The 15,110-nt window shown below is 62.4% G+C and carries 16 protein-coding genes; 10 read left to right on the forward strand and 6 right to left on the reverse strand.

The genetic code is table 11. The features are described from left to right. Positions 1–36: 36 nt before the first annotated feature. From mnmE to hemE, 4 genes are all read right to left on the reverse strand, one after another. The gene (gene mnmE / locus MOE34_RS19555) at positions 37–1,362 is read right to left on the reverse strand and encodes a tRNA uridine-5-carboxymethylaminomethyl(34) synthesis GTPase MnmE (protein ID WP_242219062.1); all 1,326 of its coding nucleotides are present in this window, start codon (positions 1,360–1,362) and stop codon (positions 37–39) included. Between the two features lie 126 nt (positions 1,363–1,488). Then, positions 1,489–2,754, reverse strand: coding sequence for a transcription termination factor Rho (gene rho / locus MOE34_RS19560; RefSeq protein ID WP_206366670.1), 1,266 nt, complete (start codon positions 2,752–2,754; stop codon positions 1,489–1,491). 186 nt (positions 2,755–2,940) lie between these two features. Beyond that, complete coding sequence (hemJ, locus tag MOE34_RS19565) at positions 2,941–3,435, reverse strand: protoporphyrinogen oxidase HemJ (RefSeq protein WP_242224149.1); 495 nt, start codon at positions 3,433–3,435, stop codon at positions 2,941–2,943. Positions 3,436–3,476: 41 nt separating this feature from the next. Then, complete coding sequence (gene hemE / locus MOE34_RS19570; RefSeq protein WP_242219065.1) at positions 3,477–4,511, reverse strand: uroporphyrinogen decarboxylase; 1,035 nt, start codon at positions 4,509–4,511, stop codon at positions 3,477–3,479. A gap of 406 nt (positions 4,512–4,917) precedes the next feature. On the opposite strand from hemE, the gene MOE34_RS19575 reads away from it, so the two are divergent. The 5 genes from MOE34_RS19575 to dnaQ are packed head-to-tail and all read left to right on the forward strand — an operon-like array spanning position 4,918 to position 8,505. Beyond that, on the forward strand, positions 4,918–5,739 hold the full coding sequence (locus MOE34_RS19575) for a pyruvate, water dikinase regulatory protein (protein ID WP_242219067.1): 822 nt from the start codon (positions 4,918–4,920) through the stop codon (positions 5,737–5,739). Positions 5,740–5,764: 25 nt separating this feature from the next. Further along, the gene (locus tag MOE34_RS19580) at positions 5,765–6,361 is read left to right on the forward strand and encodes a Maf-like protein (RefSeq protein WP_242219070.1); all 597 of its coding nucleotides are present in this window, start codon (positions 5,765–5,767) and stop codon (positions 6,359–6,361) included. Next, on the forward strand, positions 6,354–7,214 hold the full coding sequence (locus tag MOE34_RS19585; RefSeq protein WP_242219072.1) for a shikimate dehydrogenase: 861 nt from the start codon (positions 6,354–6,356) through the stop codon (positions 7,212–7,214). Before MOE34_RS19580 ends, MOE34_RS19585 begins: the two co-directional genes overlap by 8 nt. Then, complete coding sequence (gene coaE, locus MOE34_RS19590) at positions 7,211–7,801, forward strand: dephospho-CoA kinase (protein WP_242219074.1); 591 nt, start codon at positions 7,211–7,213, stop codon at positions 7,799–7,801. Before MOE34_RS19585 ends, coaE begins: the two co-directional genes overlap by 4 nt. Further along, positions 7,801–8,505 carry a DNA polymerase III subunit epsilon gene (dnaQ, locus tag MOE34_RS19595; RefSeq protein WP_242219076.1) on the forward strand — a complete coding sequence of 235 codons (705 nt, stop codon included), beginning with the start codon at positions 7,801–7,803 and terminating at the stop codon, positions 8,503–8,505. The genes coaE and dnaQ overlap by 1 nt, the downstream gene beginning before the upstream one ends. An 81-nt stretch (positions 8,506–8,586) precedes the next feature. On the opposite strand, the gene secB is transcribed toward dnaQ, so the two are convergent. Then, positions 8,587–9,063 carry a protein-export chaperone SecB gene (gene secB, locus MOE34_RS19600; protein ID WP_160786164.1) on the reverse strand — a complete coding sequence of 159 codons (477 nt, stop codon included), beginning with the start codon at positions 9,061–9,063 and terminating at the stop codon, positions 8,587–8,589. A gap of 72 nt (positions 9,064–9,135) precedes the next feature. Continuing rightward, positions 9,136–9,594, reverse strand: a complete 459-nt coding sequence (locus MOE34_RS19605; protein ID WP_242219078.1) for an FxsA family protein — start codon at positions 9,592–9,594, stop codon at positions 9,136–9,138. A gap of 152 nt (positions 9,595–9,746) precedes the next feature. Between MOE34_RS19605 and MOE34_RS19610 the strand changes: the two genes are divergently transcribed. The 5 genes from MOE34_RS19610 to gyrB all read left to right on the forward strand — a co-directional run bounded on the left by MOE34_RS19610 (position 9,747) and on the right by gyrB (position 15,080). Next, complete coding sequence (locus MOE34_RS19610) at positions 9,747–10,451, forward strand: Tim44/TimA family putative adaptor protein (RefSeq protein WP_242219079.1); 705 nt, start codon at positions 9,747–9,749, stop codon at positions 10,449–10,451. Between the two features lie 11 nt (positions 10,452–10,462). After that, on the forward strand, positions 10,463–11,578 hold the full coding sequence (mltA, locus tag MOE34_RS19615) for a murein transglycosylase A (protein WP_242219081.1): 1,116 nt from the start codon (positions 10,463–10,465) through the stop codon (positions 11,576–11,578). After that, on the forward strand, positions 11,565–12,134 hold the full coding sequence (locus MOE34_RS19620; protein ID WP_242219082.1) for a Smr/MutS family protein: 570 nt from the start codon (positions 11,565–11,567) through the stop codon (positions 12,132–12,134). Before mltA ends, MOE34_RS19620 begins: the two co-directional genes overlap by 14 nt. After that, the gene (locus MOE34_RS19625; RefSeq protein WP_242219083.1) at positions 12,131–12,511 is read left to right on the forward strand and encodes a helix-turn-helix domain-containing protein; all 381 of its coding nucleotides are present in this window, start codon (positions 12,131–12,133) and stop codon (positions 12,509–12,511) included. The genes MOE34_RS19620 and MOE34_RS19625 overlap by 4 nt, the downstream gene beginning before the upstream one ends. Before the next feature lie 136 nt (positions 12,512–12,647). Continuing rightward, the gene (gene gyrB, locus MOE34_RS19630; RefSeq protein WP_242219084.1) at positions 12,648–15,080 is read left to right on the forward strand and encodes a DNA topoisomerase (ATP-hydrolyzing) subunit B; all 2,433 of its coding nucleotides are present in this window, start codon (positions 12,648–12,650) and stop codon (positions 15,078–15,080) included. Positions 15,081–15,110: the final 30 nt, after the last annotated feature.

The raw sequence follows: 15,110 nt of genomic DNA on the forward strand, positions 1-15,110 counted from the left end.
AAAGCGACTCGCACACGTTGCACTGTTTCACGTGAATCATTTCCCTATGCAAAACTCGGAGAAGATAACGTCCAGAAGATGCTCGACATCAACCCGCCCCGTTACCCGACCTAGCGCTTGTCCCGCCAGTCGCAGGTGCTCTGCTTGTATGTCCAGTTCCCCGGACTGCATGTCCAGCGCCGACGCGATATGCGTCCGCACAGCTTCGAGATTCTGCGCATGGCGCTGGCGTGTCGGCAGGGACAGAGCGCTGCCCGTCTCCATATCTGGGAGATAGCTCGCCACCAGATCGAGAAGCTCAGGTACACCTTCCCCCGTCTTCACCGAAATCATAGCATCTATGCCCGCGTCACGCAAAGTCGCGGGCAATAGATCGGCTTTCGTCCGTATTCGAATAACCGGACCGGCATAATCACCCAGCATCTCTTTCCAGTCCGCCGCAGGGTCATCCGACAGAAGCAAAACCAAGTGGGCCAGTGCCATGGAGAGCTGCGTGCGACGAATGCCTTCCCGTTCGACAACGTCCTCGGTTTCGCGCAAACCCGCTGTGTCATAAAGACGGACGGCAAAGCCGGAAAGATCCAGATCGACATGAAGGACATCCCGAGTCGTCCCCGGAATATCCGTCACAATAGCAACGTCCCGACGCGCCAGGTGATTGAGAAGGCTTGATTTTCCAGCATTCGGTGGGCCAGCGATCACGACATGCAAGCCGTCACGCAGAATTTCCCCCGTTCGCGCACCTGCAAGATGGTTAATGATTTCCTGTTCCAAGGTGCGCATGTCATTCCATATGGAACCGGCAACGGATCCTGGAACGTCATCTTCGTCGGCGAAATCAAGCTCTGCCTCGATCATAGCGCGACCGTGCGTCAATCGTTTCGACCACGACTCATAAAGCCGCGACAGGCCGCCGGATGCCTGTTCGGCCGCAAGGCGGCGTTGCATCTCCGTCTCAGCCGCGATGAGATCCGCGAGACCTTCGATCTCCACAAGATCCATTCGCCCATTCGTAAAGGCGCGGCGAGAGAATTCCCCAGCCTCTGCCGCGCGAAGACCTTCCAGCGATCCCAGAGCGGCCAGAACCGCTTTTACCGTTGCGCGACCGCCATGGATCTGCAGCTCCGCACAATCCTCACCGGTAAAGGAATTGGGAGCGGGGAAGAACAGTACGAGGCCGTCATCCAGCCTCTCACCATCGCGGTTTCGAATCGAAAGTAGAGAGGCCCGGCGGGCCGGGGGAACAGAACCGCAAAGCTGCTCGACAGCTGCCCGGCTTTCCGGCCCGCTCAGGCGTATTACCGCCACACCAGAGGGTAAGCCGCCGCTGGAAAGAGCAAAAATAGTATCCGTCGTGTCCATTGCGTTACCGTTTCGAGATCGAATCGATAGTTTTTGTTTCGGATTAGAATCGAATCCGTTCGCTCAAAAGAAAATGGTCCCGCCGAAAGACGGGACCACCCATTCTGTGCAGCTCGGCGAAACCGGTCAGGTGTTCATCGAATCGAAGAAGTCGCCGTTGTTCTTCGTCTGCTTCAGCTTGTCGATCAGGAACTCGATCGCATCGGTCGTGCCCATCGGCGCGAGGATGCGACGGAGAACGAAGATCTTCTGCAGGTCCTGGCGCGGCACGAGGAGGTCTTCCTTACGCGTACCGGACTTGAGGATATCCATAGCGGGGAAGATGCGCTTGTCGGCGACCTTGCGGTCCAGCACGATTTCCGAGTTGCCGGTACCCTTGAACTCTTCGAAGATGACTTCGTCCATGCGGCTGCCGGTATCGATGAGGGCCGTGGCGATGATCGTCAGCGAGCCGCCTTCCTCGATGTTACGCGCCGCGCCGAAGAAGCGCTTCGGGCGCTGCAGGGCGTTGGCGTCGACACCACCGGTGAGGACCTTGCCGGAGGACGGAACGACCGTGTTATAGGCACGGCCGAGGCGCGTGATCGAATCGAGCAGGATGACGACGTCGCGGCCATGCTCGACGAGACGCTTTGCCTTCTCGATGACCATCTCGGCGACCTGTACGTGGCGCGTGGCCGGTTCGTCGAAAGTGGAAGACACCACTTCGCCCTTCACCGAGCGCTGCATGTCCGTCACTTCTTCCGGGCGCTCGTCGATGAGAAGAACGATGAGATAGCATTCCGGATGGTTCGCCGTGATCGAATGGGCGATGTTCTGCAGCAGAACCGTCTTACCCGTGCGCGGCGGGGCGACGATCAGCGCGCGCTGGCCCTTGCCGAGCGGCGCGACCAGGTCGAGGACGCGCGGCGAAAGATCCTTCGAGGTCGGAATATCCAGTTCCAGCTTGAAGCGCTCGTTCGGATAGAGCGGCGTCAGGTTGTCGAAATGGACCTTGTGACGGATCTTTTCCGGATCGTCGAAATTGATCGTGTTGACCTTGAGAAGGGCGAAATAACGCTCGCCCTCCTTCGGGCCGCGGATCGGGCCTTCGACCGTATCGCCGGTCTTCAGCGAGAAGCGGCGGATCTGGGAGGGCGAGATGTAGATGTCGTCCGGGCCGGGCAGGTAGTTCGCATTGGCCGAGCGCAGGAAGCCGAAACCGTCCTGCAGCACTTCCACGACGCCCTCGCCGATGATCTCGACATCCTGCGAGGCCAGCATCTTCAGGATGGCAAACATCAGTTCCTGTTTGCGCATCGTGCTCGCGTTCTCGACCTCGAGCGATTCGGCGAAGGCGAGGAGGTCGGTCGGAGTCTTGTTCTTGAGGTCTTGTAGCTTCATTTCGGCCATGAATGGTCCATGCTGGTAATCGTCGGGATGGAAAAAGGCGTGCGGGTCAGGGACGAACTGCGCGGGGATGGGTGCAGCTCACTGAACGAAGACACATGCCACGAAAGATGAGATGGGCGGAAAATAGCGGTTCCCGCGCCGCCTCGCAAGGGGGAGAGCGAATTTCGTCCGTTTTGTCGCGCCCGGTCAGAATGGTTTGACGACGACCATGATCACGATGAGGATCATCAGCGCCGCTGGAGCCTCGTTCCAGATGCGCCATTGGCGGCCGGTTCGCACGTTGCGGTCCTCCGCAAAGGCCCGCACTGCACGGCCGTAAAACTCGTGTACGCCGGAAAGCAGAATAACAAGGAGGAGCTTGGCATGCAGCCATCCGCCCTGAAAACCATAAACGGACCAGGCGAGATAGAGGCCAAGCAGCCAGGTAAGCCCCATGGCCGGCCGCATGATGGTACGGTAGAGCCGCCGTTCCATCACCTTGAAGGTTTCCGACTGAGCCGAACCCGGCGGCGCGTCCGTGTGATAGACGAAAAGCCGCGGCAGGTAGAGCAGCCCCGCCATCCAGGAGATGACGGCGAGGATGTGCAGCGCCTTCACCCAGAGGTAGAGGTCACCGGGCGGATAGAGGATCAGCAGGAAAGCCGCGAGCGCGAAGACGGCAAGCACGATGCCCGCGCGCATGCGCGCCCTGCGTCCCGCCGTCTCATCCGTCTGCTTCTCGCTCACCGGCTTTCACCGCGCACGCGAGCCACCAGCCGCGTGACATGCTCGGGATCGGCCTGCGGTGTGATGCCGTGGCCAAGATTGAAGATCAGCGGCCCGTTGCCAAGCGCCTGGAGGATGGCATCGACGCCTTCATCAAGCGCCTTGCCACCGGCGACAACCCGCATCGGATCGAGATTGCCCTGCACCGGCCCATCCTTCTGCAGTTCGACGGCAAAAGGCAGCGGGACCGACCAGTCGAGACCGATGGCATCGGCCCGCGTCTCCTGACGATAGGATTTCAGTTGCAGGCCCGCGCCCTTGGCGAAGGCGATGATCCTGGCAGCGGGGCGACGTGCCTTCACCGAATCAACGATCCTCCGCACGGGGCGCACGGCGTAATCGGCAAATTCCTTCTCACCGAGCACGCCTGCCCAGGAATCGAAGATCTGCACCGCATCGGCGCCGGCATCGATCTGCGCCACCAGATAATCAGCGGAAAGATCGGCAAGCACGTCGAGCAGACGCGTGAAGGCCTCCGGCTCCCGATAGGCGAACAGCCGCGCGGGGGCCTGGTCCGGCGTTCCATGTCCCGCGATCATATAGGTCGCAACCGTCCAGGGCGCGCCGCAGAAGCCGAGCAGCGCCGTTTCCTCGGGAAGGGACTGCCGGATGCGGCCAACCGTTTCTATGACCGGCCTGAGATGATCCCGAACGCCATCCCCTTTCAGAGCGAGGATGCCGTCCACGTCGATCGGGTCGAGCCGCGGTCCATGACCCTCCTCGAAGCGGACATTCCGGTGAAGCGCGTCGGGTATGACGAGGATATCGGAAAAGAGGATTGCCGCATCGAAGCCGTAGCGGCGGATCGGTTGCAAGGTGACTTCCGTCGCCAGCTCCGGCGAATAACAGAGATCGAGGAAACTTCCCGCTGCCGCGCGTGTCGCACGGTATTCCGGCAGATATCGTCCTGCCTGTCTCATCAGCCAGAGGGGAGGGGGAAAAACCGTCTTGCCATTCAGGACATCGACGATCTTCCGGTTTTTCGCAGCCACCGAGGGGTTCTCCCAATCATGAAATAATCTCTTTTAAAGAGGTTTCTATTTCTTAGAGTCGGTGACTATCAAGGATTAAATCCTCTCCACAGATTGCAGGTCTCCGGCAGGTGCGTGTGGAAAAGGCATGGACTACCAGGCTATTTTGAACCACGAACGGGGGGAACCGGATTCTCCATTTGGAATCAAGTAGATTCGAGCCGGTCAAGGACATCATGGCTTGTGGATAGGCTGTGGAGCGGCGCGACACTATGCCATCGGCGTGAGTCTTATCCACATGCGGGCCGAATCCCTCTCCCGCTGTTTGCCGATTGTGGAAAAAGCGGCACTTATCCTCTTGCCTCCTCGCCCCTCCCGCTTTTAGCTCACCGTTGTCCCGGGCCATCAACAGGGGGCGGAGGATATTGTGGAAAGCACCAAAAACTACTTCCATCTGCACCTCATTTCGGACTCGACGGGCGAGACCCTGATCGCGGCGGGACGGGCGGCGGCGGCGCAGTTCCAGTCCTCCCAGGCGCTGGAACATGTCTATCCGCTGATCCGCAATCGCAAGCAGCTCATGCCCGTGCTCGATGCCATCGACGGCGCGCCGGGCATCGTGCTCTATACGGTGGTCGACCGGGAGCTTTCCGAAATCATCGACCAGCGCTGCCGGGAGATGGGGGTGCCTTGCGTTTCCGTGCTGGAGCCGGTGATCGATCTCTTCCAGTCCTATCTCGGCGCGCCATCGCGCCGCCGGGTGGGCGCGCAGCATGTGATGAACGCGGAATATTTTGCGCGCATCGAGGCGCTCAACTTCACGATGGATCATGACGACGGGCAATTGCCGGCCGACCTGGAGGAGGCCGATGTCATCCTTATTGGGATCAGCCGCACCTCGAAGACGCCGACGAGCATCTATCTGGCAAACCGCGGCATCAAGACGGCCAATGTGCCGATCGTGCTTGGCGTACCGCTGCCGGATCGACTGTCGATGGCCGTCAGGCCCCTGGTCGTCGGCCTGATCGCGACCACCGACCGCATCGCCCAGGTGCGGCAGAACCGGGTGCTCGGCCAGACGCAGGATTTTCGCGGCGACGACTATATCGACCGGGCGCAGATTTCCGAGGAGCTGAAATATGCCCGCGCCATCTGCGCGCGCCACAACTGGCCGATCATCGATGTCACCCGCCGGTCCATCGAGGAAACGGCTGCGGCCATCGTTGCCCTTCGCCCCAAGCTCCGCTAACCCGAAAGGGTAACGGGAGAATTCCATGACGTCGCTGATCCTTGCCTCGCAAAGCCCCTTCCGCCGCATGCTGATGGAAAATGCCGGTCTGGCGTTCCGGGCGCAGGCGGCTGAAATCGATGAGCGCGCCGCAGAGGCGGCGCTTGCCGAACGTAATCCCACACCGCAGGAGGTTGCGGTGGCGCTCGCTATTGAGAAGGCGCGCGATGTGGCCGAACGCAATCCGGGCGCGCTCGTCATCGGTTCGGACCAGACGCTTTCCCTCGAAGGCCGCGTGTTCCACAAGCCGGCCGACATGGCGGAAGCGAAGGGGCACCTGACGACGATGTCCGGCCGGACCCATTCGCTCAATTGCGGTGTCGCGCTGCTGCGCGACGGCGAAACCTTGTGGAGCCATATCTCTGTCGCCCATATGACGATGCGCCCTTTGTCGGAAGCCTTCATCGACCGTCACCTCGCGCGAGTCGGGATGCGGGTTCTGGCGAGCGTCGGGGCCTATCAGCTCGAGGGAGAGGGCGTGCAGCTCTTCGAGCGGATCGACGGCGACTACTTCACCATCCTCGGGCTGCCGATGCTTCCCTTGCTGGCTAAACTTCGCGATCTGGGTGCTATCGATGCATGATTCACGTGAAACATTCGTCCCCCACGCCTTTGTCACGGGCTATCCCGTCAAGCATTCCCGTTCGCCGCTTATCCATGGCTATTGGTTGGAAACGCTGGGGCTTGAAGGGTCCTACACGCGGCAGGAGATTACGCCGGAAAATTTCGCCGGCTTTGTTTCCGGGCTTAAAAGCGGAGAATCCGGCTTTGTAGGCGGTAATGTCACGATCCCGCACAAGGAAACAGCCTTCAAGCTGGCCGACTGTCCGGACGCTCTCAGCGAGGAGCTTGGCGCATCGAACACCCTCTGGATGGAGGATGGCCGGCTTCATGCGACGAACACCGACGGCTACGGCTTTCTTGCCAATCTGGATGCCGCCGCGCCGGGCTGGGATAGAACGGACCGGGCCGTCATCCTGGGGGCGGGGGGCGCCAGCCGGGCCATCATTCAGGCGGTGCGGGACCGCGGCATTGGGGAAATCCATGTGGTCAACCGCACCGCCGCCCGCGCGCAGGAACTGGCCGACCGTTTCGGACCCAAGGTGCACGCCCACGCCATGGGGGCGCTTGCCGAGGTCTCGAAAGGCGCGGGGCTTTTCGTCAATACCACCTCGCTCGGTATGGACGGCGACGCCGCCCCGGATTTCGACTTCTCGCCGTTAGCCTCCGGCGCGTTGGTGACGGATATCGTCTATGTACCGCTCATCACGCCGATTTTGCGTCAGGCGCAGGATCAGGGCTTTGCCGTCGTCGACGGGCTGGGCATGCTGCTGCACCAGGCCGCACCCGGTTTCGAGAAATGGTTCGGCAAAAGGCCGGTCGTCGATGCGGAGCTTCGCCGGCGGATCCTTGCGGATATGGAGGCGCATCGATGATCGTGCTTGGCCTTACCGGATCGATCGGAACCGGAAAGTCGACCACGGCCGCGATGTTCCGCGATCTCGGCGTGCCGGTGCACGATGCCGATGCGACGGTGCACGATCTCTATCGTAACGAGGCCGTCGCGCCGGTCGCGGCACATTTTCCCGAGGCGCTGTCAGATGGCGCCATCGACCGCAAGGTGCTCTCGGCGGTGCTTGCCCGTTCACCGGAGCGGTTCGGTGAGCTGGAGGCGATCATCCATCCGCTCGTACGGGCGCGGGAAGCGGCCTTCATCGATGCCGAACGGCGGAAGGCATCGCCGCTCGTCGTGCTTGATATTCCACTGCTTTATGAAACCGGCGGGCAAACGCGGGTGGACAAGGTGGTTGTCGTGACCTGCGATCCCACGGTTCAGCGCGAGCGTGTCCTGTCCCGCCCCGGCATGACGGAGGAGAAGCTCGCCCTCATTCTGTCGCGTCAGATGCCGGATACGGAAAAGCGCCAACGGGCCGATTTCCTCATCGATACCGGCAACGGGCTTGAAGCGGCGCGGAAACAGGTGGAAGAGATAACCGCGAAACTGACGGAGCAGCGGAACTGATGCGCGAGATCATCTTCGATACGGAAACGACCGGCCTCGACAACAAGCTCGACCGCGTCATCGAAATCGGCGGCGTGGAACTGGAGAACCACTTCCCGACCGGACGCACGCTCCATATCTTCATCAATCCCGGCGACCGGAAGGTCCATCCGGACGCGCTTGCCGTCCACGGCATCACCGACGAGTTCCTGCAGGACAAGAAGCCATTTGCCGAGGTCGCCCAGGAGATCATCGATTTCTTCGACGGCGCCCGCTGGGTGGCGCACAATGCGAACTTCGACATGGGCTTCATCAATGCCGAATTCGGTCGGCTTGGCCTGCCGTCGGTCGCGCCGGAAAAGGTGACGGATACGCTGGCGCTCGCCCGCCGCAAGCATCCGATGGGACCCAACTCGCTTGATGCGCTTTGCCGTCGCTACGGCATCGACAATTCGCACCGTACCAAGCACGGTGCGCTTCTCGACTCCGAGCTTCTGGCCGAAGTCTATATCGAGATGATCGGCGGCCGGCAGGCGGCGCTGGGCCTCGGTACCGCCGAAAGCGGTCGCAAGACGCTGGTCGAGGCGGAGGATGAGGTGATCGAGCCGCTCGGCGCCCGGCCGACGCCGCTTGCCCCCCGCCTGTCCGAAGTGGATCGCGCGGCCCACGCCGCCATGGTGGAGAAGATGGGCGCCAAGGCTATCTGGGCGAAATACGGCGGCTGAATCCGGCTTAGTATAATGAATGCAAAAGAAAACGCCCGGGCACATCGTGACCGGGCGTTCTTCGTTGAAAAGGATTGAGGTTTAGTTGGCCTGGACCTTCGCCTTGACTTGTTCTTCGGCCATGCGCTGGGCGAACATCTGGGCGAAATCGATCGGGTCAATCATCAGCGGCGGGAAGCCGCCGTTGCGGGTCGCGTCGGCGATGATCTGGCGGGCGAAGGGGAAGAGCAGGCGCGGGCACTCGATGAAGAGAACCGGCAGCATATGCTCCTGCGGGAAGCCCGTGATGCGGAAGACGCCGCCATAGGCAAGCTCGGCATTGAAGAGAACCTTGTCGCCATCCTTGGCTTCCGCATTCAGCGAGAGCAGGACGTCGAAGTCCGACTCGGCGAGCGGGTTCGCATTGACGTTGACGCTGATATTGATTGCCGGGGCCTTGTCACGGGCCTGCAGCGACCGCGGTGCACCCGGGTTTTCGAAGGAGAAGTCCTTCACATACTGCGCCAGGATGGTGAGCGAGGGGCTCGCGGCGTTGGTGTCGGTGACTGCGTCGGTCATGGAAATATCCTCGGGGACTCTGGAAAGTCAGGCCATCTAGCATTTCGGCCGGGGCCTTACAACCCTGGGGGCCTAGCGCGGACCGTCACGATGGAAGTCGTTTTCGTCGAGATCGATGGTGCGTTGCGCGCCGGTTTCCGGTGTGCCTCCCGACCGCGCGCCGCCTATATCCACCACAACGACGTTGCGGATCAGCCGGTTCCACAGGAAGCTGCGCACGGGCGGAAGAAAGAGGGCAAGCCCGACGATATCGGTCAGGAAGCCGGGGATGAGGAGCAGGATGCCCGCAACGACGATCATCGCCGCGTCGAGCATCTCCTTGCCGGGCGCCCGCCCGTCCTGGCTGGCCTGCCGCAGCCGCATGAGAACGCCGAAACCTTGCACCCGCATCAGCAGGATGCCGGCGATGGCGGAAAACACGACGAGGGACAGCGTCGGGAAAAGGCCGATCCTTCGTCCGACAAGGATGAAGCACGCGATTTCCGCCAGCGGCAGAAGGAGAATGAAAAGCGGAATGAGGCGTCTCAGCATGGTTTCCAATGTCGCATAGATTTGGCCGGGTCGATACTGCAGGCCGACGTTGCGCGCGTCTTCGTCGCATTCACGTCATCGCCATTTGAATGATCCGTCTTTGCGGACTATATGGAAAAGGAACAAAAAACAGAAACCGCAGCGGATCGATAATGGGCTCATTCGACTTTGTAACGATTTTCTTCCTCGTGGCTGCGGTGGTCATCTTCCTGCAATTGCGCAGCGTGCTTGGCCGGCGCACCGGCAGCGAGCGTCCGCCCTTCGATCCCTATTCCAAGCGCGAGGGCGCCGCAGAGACTGATTCGGCCGATCGCGGCAAGGTCGTCACGCTGCCGCGCCGTGACGGCACGGACGAGGATGAGAACCCCTTCGCCTCCATCGACGCTGCCGCCGCTCCGGGCACGCCCCTGAACGAACAGCTTCGCGCCGTCGCCAAGGCGGACCCCTCCTTCAACCCGAAGGAATTCGCCAACGGCGCCCGCATGGCCTACGAGATGATCGTCGTCGCCTTTGCCGATGGCGACCGCAAGACGCTGAAGAACCTCCTGTCGCGCGAAGTCTACGAAGGTTTCGACGCCGCGATTTCCGAGCGCGAGAGCAAGGGCGAGGTCGTGCGCTCCAGCTTCGTCGGCATCGAGAAGGCGGATATCGTCGGCGCCGAGGTCAAGGACAGCGAAGCCAACATCACGCTACGCATCATCAGCCAGTTGATCTCCGCTACCTATGACAAGGCCGGCGCGCTGGTCGATGGCGATGCGGAGACGGTGGCCGAGGTGAATGACCTGTGGACCTTCGCTCGCGACATCCGCTCGCGCGATCCGAACTGGAAGCTGATCGCCACCGAGTCGGAAGGCTGAGCGAGGCCCTCATGGAGTATCGTCTGGTTCCGGCCCGGTTTTCGGCGCTTCCCGGCTGGGACGAGGACGATCCCACACCCTTGATGGCGGCCATGGGCCGCTGTCGCGACCATATCCGCGATGTGAAACCCTACAAGACCGGCTCGCTCGGCATCACCGCCGGCGAGCTTTTGACATTGCTGGATGCAGCCGAAGCGGAACGGCCGGAAGGCCCCGCCGCCGTACGCGCCTTCTTCGAAGCCCATTGCGTGCCCTTCCGCATCGAGAAGACGGATGGCTCAGCCGGTTTCGTTACCGCCTTCTATGAACCGGAAGTCGCCGTGAAGGCCGAGCCGGATGCGCAATACCGCTACCCATTCTACCGCCGGCCGGACGATCTGGTCGATATCGACGACGCCAATCGCCCCGCCGGCTTTCCGCAGGACTATGCCTTCGGCCTGCAGAGGGATGGTACCATTGTCGAGCACCCGGACCGGGGCGAGGTCGAACGGGGCTATCTTGCCGGCCGGGGCCTCGAAATCGCCTATGCACGCTCGAAGGTCGACGTCTTCTTCGCCCATGTCCAGGGCGCGGCACGGCTCGTCTATCCCGATGGCTCGCTGAAACGCATCACCTATGCCGCGAAAACCGGCCATCCTTTCTCGGCCATCGGCAAGCTGCTGATCGACCGCGGCGAGATCGATGCCGCGACCGTCTCCATGGCCTCGATCCGCGACTGGCTCGCCGGCCATGAGGATCAGGTGGATGCGGTGCTCTGGCACAACCGCTCCTTCATCTTCTTCAGGCAAGCCGCCGTGGACGACACGTCGCTCGGCCCCATTGCCGCCGCCAAGGTGCCGCTGGTCGCGGGCCGCTCGCTGGCGGTCGACCGGCAGATCCATACCTTCGGCCTGCCCTTCTTCATTTCGAGCGACAGCCTCACCCATATGGATGGCGGAAAGCCCTTCCGCCGGCTGATGCTGGCGCTCGATACCGGCACCGCCATCGTCGGCCCGGCGCGCGGCGATATCTTCACCGGCTCGGGCGATGCGGCGGGCGCGCTGGCCGGCCATGTGCGCAATGCCGCGACCTTCCATATCCTCATCCCCAGGGCGGCGGCGGAGCGCTACCTCCATGCCGAAGGATAAGGCGCTTTCCAGTGAGGACCGCATTCTCTGGGGCAAGGTGGCGCGCAGCACGCGGGCCATGCCCGGCAAGCTCGATGCCCTGACGGAATTCGAGGCGGCCTTCGCGGAAAAGATTGAGGAGCAGAAGGCGCCCGTGCCGGAAGCAAAGAAGGCCAAGGCCGGCACGGCGGCGGAAGGCATCGCGCTCACCATCGGCCGCAGCAAGGAAACCCGGCACCATCCGCTGGAGCGTCCGGTCAAGCGCAAGATCGCCAAGGGCCGGCTTGCGCTGGAAGCCCGCATCGACCTGCACGGCATGATCCAGAGCGAAGCGCACGGCTTCCTGCTCGGCTTCCTCATCAAGGCGCATGAGCGGGGCCTGCGTCATGTGCTCGTCATCACCGGCAAGGGCACCTCGCTCGGCAGCGACGGCGCGCTGAAGCGGGCGGTGCCGCTCTGGTTCTCGTTGCCGGAGTTCCGGCCGCTGATCTCCTCCTACGAGCCGGCCGCGCGCAATCACGGCGGCGAAGGCGCGCTCTATGTCCGCCTGGCGCGCTCACCGGGGGAGAAGCGATGACGACACCCTTCGGCAAGGCCGTGCGGCACCTGCGCGACCGCAAGGGCGTTTCCCAGAAGGAGATGGCGATAGCGCTCGGCGTCAGCCCCGCCTATCTCTCGGCGCTGGAACACGGCAAGCGTGGCATGCCGAGCTTCGATTTCCTCCAGCGCGTCGCCGGCTATTTCAACGTCATCTGGGACGAGGCCGAGGAACTCTTCCGCATCGCGCAGATTTCCGACCCGCGCGTGGTGGTCGACACGGCGGGCCTCCCGCCGGAATACACGGCCTTTGCCAACCGGCTTTCGGCCGAAATCGCAAGCCTTCCCCCCGAGACGGTGCGCCGTCTTGCCGGCATCCTCGAAAAAGCATGCAATAACCGGGTAAAACCCGGTTGATCCCCTGAATTCTGCCGTGTTTTCAGGCTCTCTGATTTGGAACTTGAGGGCAAAATCCCTATATTCGGAGAATCCGGAAAGCCGTGATTCGCCCCGCTTTCCCCGCCTGTCGCGAAAACTCTGGAAAGACTTTTGAATGACTGACACACCCGAGACCGAAAACGGCCCGGCCGAGTATGGCGCAGATTCGATCAAGGTCCTCAAGGGGCTGGACGCGGTGCGCAAGCGCCCGGGCATGTATATCGGCGATACCGACGACGGCTCGGGCCTGCATCACATGGTCTACGAGGTGGTCGACAACGCGATCGACGAGGCGCTGGCCGGCCATGCGGATATCGTGACGGTCACGCTCAATGCGGACGGCTCGGTAACGGTGACGGACAACGGCCGCGGCATCCCGACCGACATTCACAAGGAAGAGGGCGTCTCGGCGGCCGAGGTCATCATGACCCAGCTCCATGCCGGTGGCAAATTCGACCAGAATTCCTACAAGGTCTCCGGCGGCCTGCACGGCGTGGGTGTTTCCGTGGTGAACGCGCTCTCCGTCTCCTTGAAGCTGAAGATCCGCCGCGCCGGCAGCATCCACGAGATGAGCTTCACCCATGGCGTGGCCGACGGCCCCCTAAAGGTGACGGGCGAGGCCGGCAACGAGACGGGCACGGAAGTCACCTTCCTGCCCTCGTCGGAAACCTTCTCGAATATCGAGTTCGTCTATTCGACGCTGGAACACCGCCTGCGCGAACTCGCCTTCCTCAATTCCGGCGTACGCATCCTGCTCACCGACCGTCGCCATTCCGACGTCAGGCAGGACGAGTTGATGTATGAGGGCGGTCTCGAGGCCTTCGTGACCTATCTCGACCGCGCCAAGAAGCCGCTGGTCGACAAGCCGATCGCGATCCGTGGCGAGAAGGACGGCATCACCGTCGAAGTCGCCATGTGGTGGAACGACAGCTACCACGAAAACGTGCTCTGCTTCACCAACAACATCCCCCAGCGCGACGGCGGCACGCATATGGCCGGCTTCCGCGGCGCGCTGACCCGCCAGGTCGTCTCCTATGCCGAAAGCTCCGGCATCATGAAGAAGGAGAAGGTCACGCTGACGGGCGACGATTGCCGCGAAGGCCTCACCGCCGTTCTCTCGGTCAAGGTGCCGGATCCGAAGTTCTCCTCGCAGACCAAGGACAAGCTGGTTTCCTCGGAAGTCCGCCCGGTTGTCGAAAGCCTCGTCAACGAGGCGCTGAGCACCTGGATGGAAGAGCATCCGACGGATGCCAAGACCCTCATCGGCAAGGTGGTCGAGGCCGCCGCCGCCCGCGAGGCCGCCCGCAAGGCGCGCGAGCTGACGCGGCGCAAGGGTGCACTCGACATTTCCTCGCTGCCCGGCAAGCTGGCCGACTGCTCCGAACGCGATCCGGCCAAGTCCGAAGTCTTCCTCGTCGAGGGCGATTCGGCCGGCGGTTCTGCCAAGCAGGGCCGTTCGCGCGAGAACCAGGCGATCCTTCCGCTGCGCGGCAAGATCCTCAATGTCGAGCGCGCGCGCTTCGACAAGATGCTCTCGAGCCAGGAAATCGGCACGCTGATCACGGCGCTCGGCACCTCGATCGGCAAGGACGAGTTCAACGCCGACAAGCTGCGTTACCACAAGATCATCATCATGACGGACGCCGACGTCGACGGCGCCCATATCCGCACCCTGCTGCTCACCTTCTTCTTCCGCCAGATGCCGGAGCTGATTGAACGCGGCCATCTCTATATCGCCCAGCCGCCGCTCTATAAGGTGGCGCGCGGCAAATCGAGCCAGTACCTGAAGAACGAGAAGGCGCTGGAAGATTACCTGATCGGTTCCGGACTCGACGATGCGGCGCTGGAACTCTCCTCCGGCGAAGTACGCGTCGGCCAGGATATTCTGGAACTCATCCAGGACGCGCTGCGCCTGCGCACGCTGCTCGACGGCCTGCATTCGCGCTACAACCGGGCCATCGTGGAGCAGGCGGCGATTGCCGGTGCGCTGAACCTCGAACTCAGCCACGACCGCGAGGCCTATGCCGTCATGGCCGGGGAAGTCGCCCACCGCCTCGATCTGATCGCCGAGGAGACGGAACGCGGCTGGGAAGGTTCCGTCGCCTCCGACGGGGGCCTGCGCTTCGAGCGCATGGTGCGCGGCGTCAAGGAATTCGCCCATATCGACATGGCGCTGATCGGCTCGTCCGACGCCCGCCATATCGACCAGCTCTCGGCCCGCCTCAAGGAAACCTACACGGTGCCGCCGGTCCTGCGCCGCAAGGACGGCCAGATCGAGATATCCGGCCCGCGCGCCCTGCTCGACGCGATCTTCGCCGCCGGCCGCAAGGGTCTCTCGATGCAGCGCTACAAGGGCCTTGGCGAAATGAACGCCGAGCAGCTCTGGGAAACGACACTCGACCCGAACGTCCGCTCGCTGCTGCAGGTGAAGGTCACGGATGCGACCGATGCCGATGGCCTTTTCGCCCGCCTGATGGGCGACGAGGTGGAGCCGCGGCGCGATTTCATCCAGGAAAACGCGCTCAGCGTCGCCAACCTCGACATCTGACGAAAAGAGAGCCGCCGAAAGGCGGCTCTT

Source organism: Shinella zoogloeoides (assembly GCF_022682305.1).
GTDB classification, from domain to species: domain Bacteria; phylum Pseudomonadota; class Alphaproteobacteria; order Rhizobiales; family Rhizobiaceae; genus Shinella; species Shinella zoogloeoides_B.

Coding starts and splice junctions, on each gene's coding strand:
- MOE34_RS19625 (WP_242219083.1), top strand. CDS start 12,131: ATGACGACACCCTTCGGCAAGGCCGTGCGGCACCTGCGCGACCGCAAG.
- MOE34_RS19610 (WP_242219079.1), top strand. CDS start 9,747: ATGGGCTCATTCGACTTTGTAACGATTTTCTTCCTCGTGGCTGCGGTG.
- MOE34_RS19580 (WP_242219070.1), top strand. CDS start 5,765: ATGACGTCGCTGATCCTTGCCTCGCAAAGCCCCTTCCGCCGCATGCTG.
- mnmE (WP_242219062.1), bottom strand. CDS start 1,362: ATGGACACGACGGATACTATTTTTGCTCTTTCCAGCGGCGGCTTACCC.
- hemJ (WP_242224149.1), bottom strand. CDS start 3,435: ATGCGCGCGGGCATCGTGCTTGCCGTCTTCGCGCTCGCGGCTTTCCTG.
- secB (WP_160786164.1), bottom strand. CDS start 9,063: ATGACCGACGCAGTCACCGACACCAACGCCGCGAGCCCCTCGCTCACC.
- mltA (WP_242219081.1), top strand. CDS start 10,463: ATGGAGTATCGTCTGGTTCCGGCCCGGTTTTCGGCGCTTCCCGGCTGG.
- MOE34_RS19605 (WP_242219078.1), bottom strand. CDS start 9,594: ATGCTGAGACGCCTCATTCCGCTTTTCATTCTCCTTCTGCCGCTGGCG.
- dnaQ (WP_242219076.1), top strand. CDS start 7,801: ATGCGCGAGATCATCTTCGATACGGAAACGACCGGCCTCGACAACAAG.
- MOE34_RS19585 (WP_242219072.1), top strand. CDS start 6,354: ATGCATGATTCACGTGAAACATTCGTCCCCCACGCCTTTGTCACGGGC.
- coaE (WP_242219074.1), top strand. CDS start 7,211: ATGATCGTGCTTGGCCTTACCGGATCGATCGGAACCGGAAAGTCGACC.
- rho (WP_206366670.1), bottom strand. CDS start 2,754: ATGGCCGAAATGAAGCTACAAGACCTCAAGAACAAGACTCCGACCGAC.
- MOE34_RS19620 (WP_242219082.1), top strand. CDS start 11,565: ATGCCGAAGGATAAGGCGCTTTCCAGTGAGGACCGCATTCTCTGGGGC.
- gyrB (WP_242219084.1), top strand. CDS start 12,648: ATGACTGACACACCCGAGACCGAAAACGGCCCGGCCGAGTATGGCGCA.